A 12224-nucleotide genomic window follows, 5' to 3' on the forward strand; every position below is an offset into this window, starting at 1 on the left:
GGACCTATGCGGTCCGTCGCTTGTGCCGTCCCCGGAGCATCTGGAGCGGCGGATACAGCCATTTCTTGAAGAAACGCTGGAGCCGCGGCATGAGAATCCAGGTGACGATGGCCGTCACGGACAGGCACAGCAGCAGCGTGCGAATGAGGGGATTGAGGTCGCTGAGATAGGGGAGCACGAGCAGATTGAACAGGAGCACCGGCGGGAAGACCGCGCTCATATTCACGAACCACAGCTTCCATTTCGGCGGCGGGCGCGGTGTGGCCGGCGTCACGGTCTGGCAGTCGAACCACGCCTTGGAGCCCCGCACGCTCCGGCGCCCGGTCTCCCGGGCGAGCTTCTCCCCCCGGCTCGCCAACTGGGTCCGGGTGGGCGAGTTCTCCCAGGCCAGGGCGGAACCTTCACTGTCGAACCGGTAGACCACATGCCATTCCGCCTCTCCGTCGACCAGTACACCACCCCCGAGAAAACCCGGCTCCTGCGCGCTCGCACGCAGCACGGCCCACCCCCAGGAGTGGAAGTCGGCCTCGCGGCCCGGCACCACGTGATACGCCACGGTGACGGTTACGGGATTCCTGCTCACGCTCTCGAATACGCAATGAAAGGACCCGTCGTTCAAAGCTTAATCAAGATTTTCAAGCGCCCGAAAAGCTCCTTTACGTAACCTTTTCATCCATCTTGTCACCGGCCTTTGACGGGGCACCGCCGGTAACTATTACGGAACTCTGACATGACCCTCGAAAGGACTTGCCGAGTCGGCAGAGAAATGCTCACGATCGTTGTCCGGCTCGGAAAAGAAAACGAAGGAGAGCCATGTCCCGCTACGACTGGAGCATGACCCACGAGGGAATTGATCGGGCCCGTGCCGCGATCGAACCGACGCGAAAGGAAGTGACGGCGCACCCGATCTACCAGCGGATAAACACCCGCACGGACATGGCGACGTTCATGGCACACCACGCATTCGCGGTGTGGGATTTCATGTCGCTTCTGAAGTCCCTCCAGCGCGATCTGACCTGTGTGGACGTCCCCTGGGTGCCGCGCGGGTCGGAGGTGAGCCGCCGGCTCATCAACGACATCGTCCTCGTCGAGGAGAGCGACGAGTTGAACGGCGGCTTCACCAGCCACTTCGAGCTCTACCGCGCCGGCATGACCGAGGCGGACGCGGACACGACGCGGATCGACACCTTCCTCGCCCTGATCAGGGAGAGCCACGACGTCCCCGCGGCCCTGCGGGTCGCCCAGGTCCCCGCTCCCGCCGCCGAGTTCGTCCGCACGACCTTCGAGATCATCGCCGATCGGCCGCTGCACTGCCGGGCCGCCGCCTTCGCGTTCTCCCGGGAGGACCTCATCCCGGACATGTTCGACCAGGTGATCAAGAAGGAAGGCACGGACCGCTTCCCGCTCTTCTGCGACTACCTCGCCCGCCACATCGAGGTGGACGGCGAGGAGCACACCCCCATGGCCATGCAGATGGTCGCCGACCTCTGCGGCACCGACGACACCCGCTGGCAGGAGGCGGTCGAGACGGCGACACTCGCGCTGGAGGCGAGGTCCCGGCTGTGGGACGGCATCGTCGAGGCCATGGACCGGGCCGCGGCCCCGTAAGGGGCGCGGGGCTGTATCGATATGCGGCTCCGCCGCGTGGGCGCGACCAGCCCCCACCGGCCCGCAGGTTCACCACCGCGCTGCCCGCGGAGCGCTTGGCGGAGTCCGTGCCCGGACCAGGGCCGGGTTTCCGTGTGCGGGGCGGGTGTCCACGGCCGCTCCGCACACGACTCCTCCTGACACCGACGGTCCGCTGCGGCACGCACGCGCCGCGGGCCGTGAGGGGGTTCGGCCGCGTGGGCCGCCCGATACGTCAGGCCTCGTCGCGCCACCGTGCCGCTTGCTCGAACGCGGTGTTGACGGCCAGCAGGCCGCCGTCCACGCGCAGCGTCGTCCCGGTGATCCACGCGGCGTCGCGGGAGGCGAGGAAGGCGACCGCGGCCGCGATGTCCTCGGGCTCGCCGACCCGGCCCAGCGGGTAGATCTCGCCGAGGGCGTCGAGGCGGGCCTCGTGGCCCGCCCAGCCCGGGGTGCGCACGGTGCCCGGCGCCACCAGGTTGACGCGGACCCCGCGCGGTGCCGCGTCACCCGCGAGGGTGCGGGTCAGCGAGACGAGGCCCGCCTTGGCCGCGCTGTAGGCGTGGTTGCCGAAGTCCTGCAGGCCGTTCACGGAACCGATGTTGACGATCGCCCCGCGCCCGGAGGACACCAGGTGCGGCAGCGCCGCCCGGCGGCAGCGGAACGCGCTGGTCAGGGTGAGGTCGAGGTCGCGGGCCCACACCTCGTCCGGGGTGTCCTCGAAGAGCGGCTCATCGGGTGTGCAGCCGAAGGCGTTGTTGACCAGCACGTCGAGCGAGCCGAAGGCATCCACGGCGTGCGCGACGGCCGCCTCGACCGCGTCCCGGTCGGCGACGTCGCAGCCGTACGCCTCCGCCGTGAGCCCCTGCCCGCGCAGCTCGGTGGCCGTCTTCTCCGCGGCGGCCAGGTCCACGTCGGTGACGAGTACCCGGCCGCCCTCCTCGGCCAGCCGGCGGGCGGTGGCGGCGCCGATGCCGCGGGCCGCGCCCGTGATGAGAACCCCGTACCCCCCGAACCGCTTCATCGGATTCATGGTGCCGAACGTACTGCGCGCGCGATCTGCCGGCGTGGTCGGGCCCGGACCTCGCCCGGTCAGCGGTACCCCGTCACGTCCGCCGGCTTGCCCGCATCCTGGACCTCGACGAGATAGCGCCAGGCGTCCGGGCGGCTGCCGTCGAGGTCGGTGAAGCCGTAGACCCGGGCGAGGCCGCCGCTGGAGAGGGAGTCGCCGTTCCAGCGGGAGACGTCGGGGTCGGCGGCGAGGGCGGCGACGGCGCGGCCGACGTAGCGCGGGGTCTCCGAGATGGCGAAGTGGGGGACGCGTGCGAGGGCGTCGCGCCAGTTGTCCTCCCGTACCCCGAAGTTGTCGAGCATCATCTCCGAGCGCAGCCAGCCAGGGGTCAGCGCCACGGCCGTTGCCCCGCGCGGGCCGAGTTCGTGCCCGAGGGCGAAGGCCATGCGCAGGACGGAGGACTTGGCGAGGTCGTAGAAGAAGGAGTTCCGGTAGTGGTCGCGGTTGTAGTCCGCGGTGCCGTCGGTCATCTCGACCACCAGACCGCCGGGGTGGCGCAGCAGCAGGGGCAGGCCGTGATGGTTGGTGATGGCGTGCGTCTCGACCGCGAGCCGGAGCAGCCGCAGCCCTTTGTCGAGGTCGTGCTCCCACACGGGGCTGTCCCAGGCGAAGAGCTTCTCGCCGCCCCAGATGTCGTTGACGAGGACGTCGAGGCGGCCCTGTTCGCCGGCGATGCGGTCCACCAGAGTGCGGACCTGTTCCGGGTCAAGGTGGTCGGTGGGTACGGCGATGCCGTGGCCGCCGGCCGCGGTGACCAGGTCGGCGGTGTCCTCGATGGTCTCCGGCCGGTCGTACTCCGAGCGCCGCTCGCGCGTGCTGCGGCCGGTGACGTACACGGTCGCCCCGGCCGCGCCCAGTTCGACGGCGATTCCGCGGCCCGCCCCGCGCGTCGCCCCGGCGACCAGGGCGACCTTTCCGTCCAGTGCTCGTGCCATGTCCGACCTCCCGTGCGTACGACTGCCACCTTGGCGGACGCCGGGTGCGGCCCGGCGTCTCGTCGAAGGGTGTCGTGGAAACCGGACATCTTCTGTCGCCTTTTCCGGCGGTCCCCGGAGCCGGGCGGTCGTACCCTGCCCCGGGTGTGCGGCGCTCAGGTTCTCAGTGGCCGCGGGCGATCCACTCCGCCAGGTGAGGCGCCTCGTCGCCGATCGTGGTCGTCTCGCCGTGGCCGGTGCGGACGACCGTCTCGGGCGGGAGGGTGAGCAGGCGGTCGCGGATCGAGTCGATGATCGTCGGGAAGTGGGAGTAGGAGCGGCCGGTGGCGCCGGGGCCGCCCTGGAAGAGGGTGTCGCCGGTGAAGACCGTGCCGAGGCCCGGGTCGTGGAGGCAGACGGCGCCGGGAGCGTGGCCCGGGGTGTGCAGGACGGTCAGGGCGGCGCCGGCGGCCTCGATGACCTGGCCGTCGGTGAGCCAGTGGTCGGGGAGGCGGTCGGGGTGGGTCTGCTTCCACAGGGGCAGGTCGCCGGGGTGGAGCCAGATCGCGGCGCCGGTCCGCTCGGCGAGGGCGGGCGCCGCGTCGATGTGGTCGTTGTGGGCGTGGGTGCACACGATGGCCGTCAGACGGCGGTCGCCCACCGCCGCGGCGATGGCGTCGGCGTCGTGCGCGGCGTCGATGACGATCGCCTCGTGGTCGTCGCCGACGATCCACACGTTGTTGTCGACGTCCCAGGTGCCGCCGTCGAGGGTGAACTGTCCTGCGGTGACGAGGTGTTCGACGCGCGCCGCCATCAGAGCGTCACCACCGAGCGCAGGACGTCACCGGAGTGCATCCGCTCGAACGCCTTCTCCACCTCGTCGAGTTGGATCGTCTCGGTCACGAACGCCTCCAGGTCCAGGCGGCCTTGCAGGTACAGGTTGATCAGCATGGGGAAGTCGCGGGAGGGCAGGCAGTCGCCGTACCAGGAGGACTTCAGCGTGCCGCCGCGGCCGAAGACGTCCAGCAGCGGGAGTTCCAGCTTCATCTCCGGGGTCGGTACGCCGACCAGGACGACCGTGCCCGCCAGGTCACGGCCGTAGAAGGCCTGTTGGTAGGTCTCGGGGCGGCCGACCGCGTCGATGACGACATCGGCGCCGAAGCCGTCGGTGAGTTCGCGGATCGCCTCGACGGGGTCGGACTCGCGGGAGTTGACGGTGTGCGTGGCGCCGATGGACCGGGCGGTGGTGAGTTTCCGGGCGTCGATGTCGACCGCGATGATCTTCTCGGCGCCGGCCAGGCGGGACCCGGCGATGGCCGCGTTCCCGACGCCGCCGCAGCCGATGACGGCGACGGTGTCGCCCCGGCCCACATTGCCGGTGTTGATCGCGGCGCCGATGCCCGCCATGACGCCGCAGCCCAGCAGTCCGGCCACGGCGGCGGAGGCGGCCGGGTCGACCTTGGTGCACTGTCCGGCCGCGACCAGCGTCTTGTCCGCGAAGGCGCCGATGCCCAGCGCCGGGGAGAGCTCGGTGCCGTCGGTCAGGGTCATCTTCTGCGTGGCGTTGTGCGTGGCGAAGCAGTACCAGGGGCGTCCGCGCCGGCACGCCCGGCAGTTGCCGCAGACGGCACGCCAGTTGAGGATCACGAAGTCGCCGGGAGCGACGTCCGTGACGTCCTCGCCGACCGACTCCACGACACCCGCGGCCTCGTGCCCGAGCAGGAAGGGGAAGTCGTCGTTGATCCCGCCCTGCTTGTAGTGCAGGTCCGTGTGGCACACCCCGCACGCCTGCACCTTCACCACGGCCTCCCCCGGCCCCGGATCCGGCACGATGATCGTCTCGATCCGCACCGGCTCGTTCTTCCCCGGTGCGATCACGCCGCGTACTTCCTGCGCCATGGTGATCCCTTTCCTCGTCGACAAGAGCTCTCGCCCATGGTCACCCTACGGAGTGACCAGCGGGTAAGGGATGTAGTGCGCAGGGGTCCGTACGGAAAACGGTGCCGGTGACAAGAGTCCGCGGCGGCGCGGGCCCGCCCTGTCACCGCGTGAACTCCCGTACGGCCCGGCCGATGTCCTCCGCCTCCAGACCGTCCGCGTCCCCCAGGGCCTGCAGCCGATGCGGCACGTGCGCCAGGGTCCCGGCGACGTGGCGGGCCGAGGCACCGGGCAGGCAGGGCTCGACCAGCACCACGGCGGCGTGATCGGCCGCGAGTACGGCCGTGCGCAGGCCGACCTCGTAGAGGGGGCGGATGGTGGCCGCGTAGCGCACGGCCAGGTCCAGCCCGGCGGTGGCCCACAGGACGGGATCGAGGGCGGCTCCCACGGCGGGGACGACACCGCCGAGCCCCGGCGGCCGGACGAGCTCGAACCTGTCTGTCGCCTGTCGCCTCGCGCGGACCGGTGCTGGACCGCCCGGAAGTGATGTTCGCCGAGGCCGGGACGCACACGGCCGCCCTGCTCGACCGCACCTCGTTCACGAACCCGGCGCTGTTCGCCGTCCAGGTGGCCCAGTACCGCCTGCTGGAGAGCTGAGAGGGGCGGCCCCGGACGTGCTGTTCGGGTACTCGGCCGGGCGGCCGGCCGCCGCCCATGTCGCCGGGGTCTTCTCCCTGGCGGACGCCTGTCACGCGGTGGGCGCACTGTCCCGGCTCATGGGCGCTCTGCCGCGGAAGGGGGGCATGGCGGCGGTGCATGTCTCCCCGGAGGAGGTGGCCCCAGGGCCGGTGTGGTGATCGCGGCGGTCAACGGGCCACGGTCCGTGGTCGTCTCGGGCGACCGGGACGCGGTGACGGCACTGTCCGAGGAGTGGGCGGCCCGCGGCCGGTGGACCCATGTGCTCCGCGTCGACGCGGCGCCCCACTCCCCGCACGTCGACTCCCTGCTGGACGAGTTCGGCCGCACCCTGCACACCATGGAGCTCCGCCGCCCGCGCATCCCCCTCGTCTCCGGCATCACCGCACGGCCGGTGGGGGCCGAGGCCACCACCCCCGAGTTCTGGGCGCGCGAGTTCCGCGAGCCCGTGCGCTTCGCGGACGCCGCCGACCGAATGCGCCAGGACGGCGTGACCGCCTGTGTGGAGCCGGGACCGGGCGCGGTGCCGGCCCGGAGGTTCGGCGACTGCCTGCCGGAAGGAGGTGAGCAGCCGCTCGTACTCTCGGCGGCCCGGAACTGGCGGGCACTGCGGAGGAGTTAACCCTTTGTCCTCGGGCTGTGCCGTCGGCATAGCCTGAGGGCTCCGCCGAACTCCCCGAGGAGCGCCGTGAGCACCGAAGAGACCAGAGCCGAGAAGCAACAGCCCGCGTGGCGGTTGCTTCTCGGCTATGTACGTCCGCACCGGTGGACCCTGCTGCTGGGCGCGCTGCTGTCGCTGGTCACCGGGGCCACGGGGCTCGCGCTGCCGCTGGTGGCGAGGGAGTTGATCGACGACCTGTCGAACGACCGGACCATCACCGGGGCGTTGCTCTTCATGTCGGCGCTGGTGATCACCAACGCGGCGGTGGGCGCGCTGGGTTCGTACGTGCTGCGGCGCACCGCCGAGTCCGTGGTGCTCGGGGCGCGGCGCGCGCTGTCGTCGTATCTGCTGCGCCTGCGGATCACGGCCGTGGACCGCACCGAGCCGGGCGACCTGATGGCCCGGATCACCTCCGACACCACCCTGCTGCGCGAGGTCACCACCGACTCGCTCGTGGGCCTCGGCACCGGCGGGCTCACGCTCGTCGCGACGGTGGTGATGATGGGCTTGGTCGACCCGGTGCTGCTGGCCGTCACCCTGGGCGTGATCCTCGGCGCGGGCACCGTACTCGGCGTGATCGTGCCGCGCATCAACCGGGCGAGCCGCCAGGCACAGGACGCCGTCGGTGCGATGGGCGCCTCTCTGGAGCGGATACTCGGCGCGCTGCGCACCGTCAAGGCGTCCGGCGCCGAGCACCGCGAGGAGGAGACGATCCACTCGGCGGCCAAGGAGTCGTGGCGGCAGAGCGTCCGGGCCGCCAAGTGGTCGGCCGCCGCGGGCAATACCGCCGGTCTCGCCATGCAGATCGCCTTCATCACCGTCCTCGCGGTGGGCGGCGCCCGGGTCGCGACCGGCGCCATCGACATCGGCACGCTGGTCGCGTTCCTGCTGTACGTCTTCTACCTGATGTCACCGATCCAGCAGGTCGTGGGCGCGATCACCCAGTACCAGACCGGCGCCGCCGCCCTCTCCCGCATCCAGGAGGCCCTGCGCCTGCCCGCCGAACCGGCGGACCGGCCCGCGCCGCTGCCCACTCCCGGCGCGGAGCCGGCCGCGCTCGCCTTCGACGAGGTCCGCTTCCGGTACGCCGACGACCTGCCGTACGTCCACCACGGTGTGACCTTCGCGGTACCGGCGCGCGGCATGACCGCGTTCGTGGGCCCGTCCGGCGCGGGCAAGACCACCGTCTTCTCCCTCATCGAGCGGTTCTACGACCCCGAGGCGGGCGTCATCACCCTCGACGGCCGCGACCTCGCCGAGTGGGAGCTGCCCCGGCTGCGGTCCGCGATCGGCTATGTGGAGCAGGACGCGCCGGTCCTGTCGGGTTCCCTGCGCGACAACCTGCTGCTGGGCAACCCCGAGGCCGACGGCACCGACCTCACCCGCGTCCTGAAGACGACCCGCCTCGACGGCCTGATCGCCAAGCTCCCCCAGGGCCTCGACACCCTGGTCGGCCACCGCGGCACCAAGCTCTCCGGCGGCGAACGCCAGCGTGTCGCCATCGCCCGCGCCCTGCTGCGCCGCCCCCGCCTGCTGCTCCTCGACGAGGCGACCTCGCAGCTGGACGCGGTGAACGAGGCCGCGCTGCGCGACACGGTCGCCGATGTCGCCCGTACGACGACGGTCCTGGTCGTGGCCCACCGGCTGTCCACCGTGACGATGGCCGACCGTATCGTCGTCATGGACGCGGGCCGGGTCCGCGCGGTCGGCACCCATCGCGAACTGGTGGCCGCCGACCCGCTCTACGCCGAACTGGCCGCCACGCAGTTCCTCGCCACGGCCTGAGAGAGCTGGGTACTCAACGGACGACGCCGAGAGCCCCGTTCGGCGCACTGCGCGCTGAACGGGGCTCTCGGCGGAAGCGACTCGATCGCTACTCGACGTCGGGCACCAGCCCCATGAGCGGCGCGGCCAGGTCGGTGACCTGGTGCAGTTCGTTGAGCCGGTGAACCTCGTTCAGCTGGTTGAGGTTGGCGAGCTGGCTGGACGGGCGCGGGATGGCGGCCTTGTGCTCCTCGGGGATGTCGCTGACGGTGAGCGAGTCGAGCATCGCGACCGGGTTCACCTTGTCCGCGTCCGCGGTGTCGGCCGCGTTCGCCATGGGCGCGGCGAGGCCGGTCATACCGACGGCGAGACCGACGGCGGCGACGATACGTCGTGTTGAGATCATGCTTTCAGCAACGCGCCGGGCCCCCGGACGGTCACGCCCGCTCACCCGTGAGGCGCACGGCTCCGGCTGCGCTTGCCGTGACCGGCGTGGCAGGGGAGCCTCGATGGAGAAGCCCTTCGCGGCCAGCACCTCCGCCGGGCCGCGGCTTCGAAGGAGGTCATCATGGGCACCGCCGCACAACCCGCCTTCGACACCGAAACACTGCGCCGAGGCATCGAACAACACGACGCGTCGACTCTGCTGTCGCTCTACGCGGACGACGCGGAAATGCGCCTCGTGGACCGCGAATCCCAGCCCAGCCACCCGAAGGTCCTGCACGGGCGCAACGAGATCCGCGAACTGCTGAGCGATGTCTACGGCCGCGACATGACCCACAAGCTGGAGCAGTGCGTCGTCCAGGGCGACCACGTCGCCTTCACCGAGGCCTGCGAGTACCCCGACGGCACGAAGGTCCTCGCGAGTTCGATGATGTCGTTGCGCGACGGCAAGATCGTCGATCACACCCTGCTCCAGGCGTGGGACGAGTAGACGGGCAGGCGAACACCGGCTGAGGGTCCAGGTCGGATCCCGACCGACCTGGACCTCTCTCGGGAGGTCATGCGTTACCGTTGCCCGCGGGCCGTGACTGGCGCTGAGGTGGAGTACCACCGGGGAGCGGCCCCACGGACGGGTCTTCTGCCGCGCGCCTGGGCGATTGTCGCGACGACGCTCAGGAGGAGCTCATGTCCCAGGCCCGGCTCATGGACGGCACCGGTCTCGCACGGCGAATCGTGGAGGAGACCGCCAAGCGCGCGGCCGGCATCGCGGAGCGCACGGGGGTGGCACCGTGCCTGGCGACGGTGCTCGTCGGTGAGGACCCCGCCTCCGTCACCTACGTCCGGATGAAGCGGAACCGCTCCCACAGGGCGGGCATCGCCTCGCGGCACGTGGCGCTGCCCGCCGGCACCACGACGGCCGAACTCGTGGACACGCTGACCGCGCTGTCCGGGGACCCCGCGGTGCACGGCATCCTCCTGCAGCACCCGATGGGGCCGCACATCGACGAGCGGGCCGCGTTCGAGGCGATCACGCCGGAGAAGGACGTCGACGGGGTCACCCTCGGCTCGTACTCGGCGATGAGCTTCGGGCTGCCGGGGTTCGTGTCGTGCACGCCGGGCGGGATCATGCGGCTGCTCGACGCCTACGACGTGGACCCGGCGGGGAAGCGGGCCGTGGTCGTGGGGCGCAGTGCGATCCTCGGCAAGCCGGTCGGGATGCTGCTGCTCGGCCGGGACGCCACGGTGACGTACTGCCACTCGCGGACCGAGGGGCTGGCGTCGGTCGTGCGGGAGGCGGACATCGTGGTCGCGGCCGTGGGCAGGCCCGAGCTCATCCGGGGCGAGGACATCAAGCCCGGAGCGGTCGTCGTCGACGCCGGCTACAACCCGGGCAACGTCGGCGACGTCCACTTCGACTCCGCGGTCACCCGGGCCCGGCTGATCACCCCTGTCCCGGGCGGTGTCGGCCCGATGACGATCGCCACGCTGCTGGAGCAGACCGTCACCGGCGCCGAACGACAGCTGGGACTGTGAAGGGGGGCGTGGTCAGCCCATGACGGCGGGGCTGCCGTCTTCGATCGGACGGATGACTGTTTCGGAAGCGCGGCAGTCCCTTTCGGACACATCTCCTGTTGCGCGGAGACCCGGCGCCCCACCACCGCCATACTGGCCCGCGTGCGCGTAGCGATCATGACGGCCGGGTCCCGGGGCGATGTGGCCCCGTTCACCGGTCTGGGACACGGGCTGGTGCGGGCCGGGCATGACGTCACCCTGGTGACGCACGGGTGCTTCGAACCGCTGGTGGAGGACTCGGGCCTGCGGTTCCATCCGCTGCCCGTGGACCCGCGGGCGGAGCTGGAGTCGCCGCGCGGGCGGGGCCTGCATCGCAGTACGACCGGGGCCGGGAAGCTGATCCGCGTGGTGGAGATGGCCCGTCGGATCGCCGGGCGGATGACCGACGATCTGGTGGCCGCCGCCCGCGCCAGTGACGTACTGCTGGTGTCCGGTTCCCTCGCGCCGATCGGCCACGCCGTCGCCGAGGGGCTGTCCCTGCCGAGCGTGGGCGCGTATCTGCAACCGATCGCTCCCACACGGGAGTTCGCGCCTCCGATGACCGGGGCCCGCTCCTTTGGACCGGCGGTGAACCGGATGGCCGGGCACGCGGTGGAGCTGGCCATCGAGCGTGTCTTCACCGAGACGGTACGGGACGTGCGGACCCGGTTCGGTCTGCCCCGCACCGGCCCCGGTGCCGCGCGCAGGGCCCGTGAACGGCAGGCCTGGCCGGTGCTGCACGGTTTCAGCGCGCTGGTGGTGCGCCGCCCCCGCGACTGGCGGGCCGGTCTCGATGTCACCGGGTACTGGTGGCCGTACCACCGGGCAACCCAACTGCCGCCCCGGCTACGGGACTTCCTCGACGCCGGTCCTCCCCCGGTCTTCGTGGGCCTCGGCAGCGCCACGGTGCCCGACGCCGAGCGGCTGAGCGCCCGGGTGGTGCGCGCCCTGCGGGCGGCGGGCCTGCGCGGGGTGATCCAGCGGGGCTGGGGCGAACTGCGGGGCGAGGGCGACGACATGCTCACCGTCGGCGAGGTGCCGCACGCGCTGCTGTTCCCGAGGACGGCCGCCGTGGTCCATCACGCGGGCGCGGGCACCACCGCGGCGGGTCTGCGGGCCGGGGTTCCGGCCGTTCCCGTGCCGATCCAGTTCGACGAGGGCTTCTGGGCCGCCCGCCTCGTCGCCCTCGGCGTGGCACCCCGGGCCCTGCCAATGCGGGAACTCACGACCGACACTCTCGCAACAGCCTTGCGCCACGCGACCACTGCCCCGACGTACGCCCACCGCGCCCACGCCCTGGCCGACGACCTGCGCACCGAGGACGGAGTCACCCCTGTCCTCGACACGCTGCGCCAACTCGCGGGCTAAGTGGTCTGCGTCATAAGTCCTTCGGGGGTTGACTTCGGAGCTGGTTGTTGGCGTGTTCGCGGTCAGGTGCCGAGGCCGGTGAGGTGAAGGTGGCAGGCGGTGTCGAGGGCGTCCTCGGGGGTGCCGCTGCCACTGCCGGTGGGCAGGAGGGCGTCCTGATAGCGGTCGCTGGCCGGGTCGTGCAGGGCGAAGCCCCAACGGCTCGCGGTGCCGTGGTAGCGCAGGCGCATCAGCTTGAGGTTCCCGCCGT

The 12224-nt window shown here is 71.5% G+C and carries 15 protein-coding genes, 1 pseudogene and 1 riboswitch; of the genes and pseudogenes, 8 read left to right on the plus strand and 8 right to left on the minus strand.

Going from position 1 to position 12224, the window contains the following annotated elements:
* Positions 1–4: 4 nt before the first annotated feature.
* Complete coding sequence (locus tag ACWD3C_RS25780) at positions 5–583, minus strand: antibiotic biosynthesis monooxygenase (RefSeq protein WP_451147769.1); 579 nt, start codon at positions 581–583, stop codon at positions 5–7.
* A gap of 230 nt (positions 584–813) precedes the next feature.
* Between ACWD3C_RS25780 and ACWD3C_RS25785 the strand changes: the two genes are divergently transcribed.
* Complete coding sequence (locus ACWD3C_RS25785; RefSeq protein ID WP_451147771.1) at positions 814–1608, plus strand: DUF3050 domain-containing protein; 795 nt, start codon at positions 814–816, stop codon at positions 1606–1608.
* A 253-nt stretch (positions 1609–1861) separates the two neighbouring features.
* Here the strand turns inward: ACWD3C_RS25785 and ACWD3C_RS25790 are convergent, their stop codons facing one another.
* From ACWD3C_RS25790 to ACWD3C_RS25810, 5 genes are all read right to left on the minus strand, one after another.
* On the minus strand, positions 1862–2659 hold the full coding sequence (locus ACWD3C_RS25790) for an SDR family NAD(P)-dependent oxidoreductase (protein WP_451147773.1): 798 nt from the start codon (positions 2657–2659) through the stop codon (positions 1862–1864).
* 59 nt (positions 2660–2718) lie between these two features.
* Positions 2719–3633: an SDR family oxidoreductase gene (locus tag ACWD3C_RS25795; protein WP_451147775.1), complete on the minus strand. Its 915-nt coding sequence runs from the start codon at positions 3631–3633 to the stop codon at positions 2719–2721.
* A gap of 163 nt (positions 3634–3796) precedes the next feature.
* Complete coding sequence (locus ACWD3C_RS25800) at positions 3797–4426, minus strand: MBL fold metallo-hydrolase (protein ID WP_451147777.1); 630 nt, start codon at positions 4424–4426, stop codon at positions 3797–3799.
* Positions 4426–5511 carry an S-(hydroxymethyl)mycothiol dehydrogenase gene (locus ACWD3C_RS25805; protein ID WP_451147779.1) on the minus strand — a complete coding sequence of 362 codons (1086 nt, stop codon included), beginning with the start codon at positions 5509–5511 and terminating at the stop codon, positions 4426–4428. The genes ACWD3C_RS25800 and ACWD3C_RS25805 overlap by 1 nt, the downstream gene beginning before the upstream one ends.
* A gap of 142 nt (positions 5512–5653) precedes the next feature.
* A complete protein-coding gene (locus tag ACWD3C_RS25810) occupies positions 5654–5938 on the minus strand; it encodes a hypothetical protein (RefSeq protein WP_451147781.1) in 285 nt (94 codons plus the stop codon).
* A 77-nt stretch (positions 5939–6015) separates the two neighbouring features.
* Here ACWD3C_RS25810 and ACWD3C_RS25815 point away from each other — a divergent pair, with 77 nt between their 5' ends.
* From ACWD3C_RS25815 to ACWD3C_RS25830, 4 genes are all read left to right on the plus strand, one after another.
* Complete coding sequence (locus tag ACWD3C_RS25815) at positions 6016–6147, plus strand: hypothetical protein (protein ID WP_451147783.1); 132 nt, start codon at positions 6016–6018, stop codon at positions 6145–6147.
* Positions 6148–6164: 17 nt separating this feature from the next.
* The gene (locus tag ACWD3C_RS25820; protein ID WP_451147785.1) at positions 6165–6347 is read left to right on the plus strand and encodes a hypothetical protein; all 183 of its coding nucleotides are present in this window, start codon (positions 6165–6167) and stop codon (positions 6345–6347) included.
* Complete coding sequence (locus ACWD3C_RS25825; RefSeq protein WP_451147787.1) at positions 6341–6808, plus strand: acyltransferase domain-containing protein; 468 nt, start codon at positions 6341–6343, stop codon at positions 6806–6808. The genes ACWD3C_RS25820 and ACWD3C_RS25825 overlap by 7 nt, the downstream gene beginning before the upstream one ends.
* Positions 6809–6874: 66 nt before the next feature.
* Positions 6875–8632: an ABC transporter ATP-binding protein gene (locus tag ACWD3C_RS25830; protein WP_451147789.1), complete on the plus strand. Its 1758-nt coding sequence runs from the start codon at positions 6875–6877 to the stop codon at positions 8630–8632.
* An 88-nt stretch (positions 8633–8720) separates the two neighbouring features.
* Here ACWD3C_RS25830 and ACWD3C_RS25835 read toward each other — a convergent pair whose 3' ends face one another.
* Positions 8721–9017, minus strand: coding sequence for a hypothetical protein (locus tag ACWD3C_RS25835; protein WP_451147791.1), 297 nt, complete (start codon positions 9015–9017; stop codon positions 8721–8723).
* A 162-nt stretch (positions 9018–9179) separates the two neighbouring features.
* Between ACWD3C_RS25835 and ACWD3C_RS25840 the strand changes: the two genes are divergently transcribed.
* The 3 genes from ACWD3C_RS25840 to ACWD3C_RS25850 all read left to right on the plus strand — a co-directional run bounded on the left by ACWD3C_RS25840 (position 9180) and on the right by ACWD3C_RS25850 (position 11974).
* A complete protein-coding gene (locus ACWD3C_RS25840) occupies positions 9180–9545 on the plus strand; it encodes a nuclear transport factor 2 family protein (RefSeq protein WP_451147793.1) in 366 nt (121 codons plus the stop codon).
* A gap of 83 nt (positions 9546–9628) precedes the next feature.
* A riboswitch (ZMP/ZTP riboswitch) is annotated at positions 9629–9716 on the plus strand.
* Between the two features lie 23 nt (positions 9717–9739).
* On the plus strand, positions 9740–10588 hold the full coding sequence (locus tag ACWD3C_RS25845) for a bifunctional 5,10-methylenetetrahydrofolate dehydrogenase/5,10-methenyltetrahydrofolate cyclohydrolase (protein ID WP_451147795.1): 849 nt from the start codon (positions 9740–9742) through the stop codon (positions 10586–10588).
* Between the two features lie 156 nt (positions 10589–10744).
* Entirely contained in the window at positions 10745–11974 is a 1230-nt protein-coding gene (locus ACWD3C_RS25850) for a glycosyltransferase (RefSeq protein WP_451147805.1), read from the plus strand.
* Between the two features lie 62 nt (positions 11975–12036).
* Here ACWD3C_RS25850 and ACWD3C_RS25855 read toward each other — a convergent pair.
* A pseudogene (locus ACWD3C_RS25855) lies at positions 12037–12224 on the minus strand (ATP-binding protein); the annotation flags it as partial.

The sequence above is a fragment of the Streptomyces sp. NPDC002845 genome (assembly GCF_053591955.1).

Coding starts and splice junctions, on each gene's coding strand:
- ACWD3C_RS25785 (WP_451147771.1), top strand. CDS start 814: ATGTCCCGCTACGACTGGAGCATGACCCACGAGGGAATTGATCGGGCC.
- ACWD3C_RS25790 (WP_451147773.1), bottom strand. CDS start 2,659: ATGAATCCGATGAAGCGGTTCGGGGGGTACGGGGTTCTCATCACGGGC.
- ACWD3C_RS25795 (WP_451147775.1), bottom strand. CDS start 3,633: ATGGCACGAGCACTGGACGGAAAGGTCGCCCTGGTCGCCGGGGCGACG.
- ACWD3C_RS25800 (WP_451147777.1), bottom strand. CDS start 4,426: ATGGCGGCGCGCGTCGAACACCTCGTCACCGCAGGACAGTTCACCCTC.
- ACWD3C_RS25805 (WP_451147779.1), bottom strand. CDS start 5,511: ATGGCGCAGGAAGTACGCGGCGTGATCGCACCGGGGAAGAACGAGCCG.
- ACWD3C_RS25835 (WP_451147791.1), bottom strand. CDS start 9,017: ATGATCTCAACACGACGTATCGTCGCCGCCGTCGGTCTCGCCGTCGGT.
- ACWD3C_RS25840 (WP_451147793.1), top strand. CDS start 9,180: ATGGGCACCGCCGCACAACCCGCCTTCGACACCGAAACACTGCGCCGA.
- ACWD3C_RS25845 (WP_451147795.1), top strand. CDS start 9,740: ATGTCCCAGGCCCGGCTCATGGACGGCACCGGTCTCGCACGGCGAATC.
- ACWD3C_RS25850 (WP_451147805.1), top strand. CDS start 10,745: ATGACGGCCGGGTCCCGGGGCGATGTGGCCCCGTTCACCGGTCTGGGA.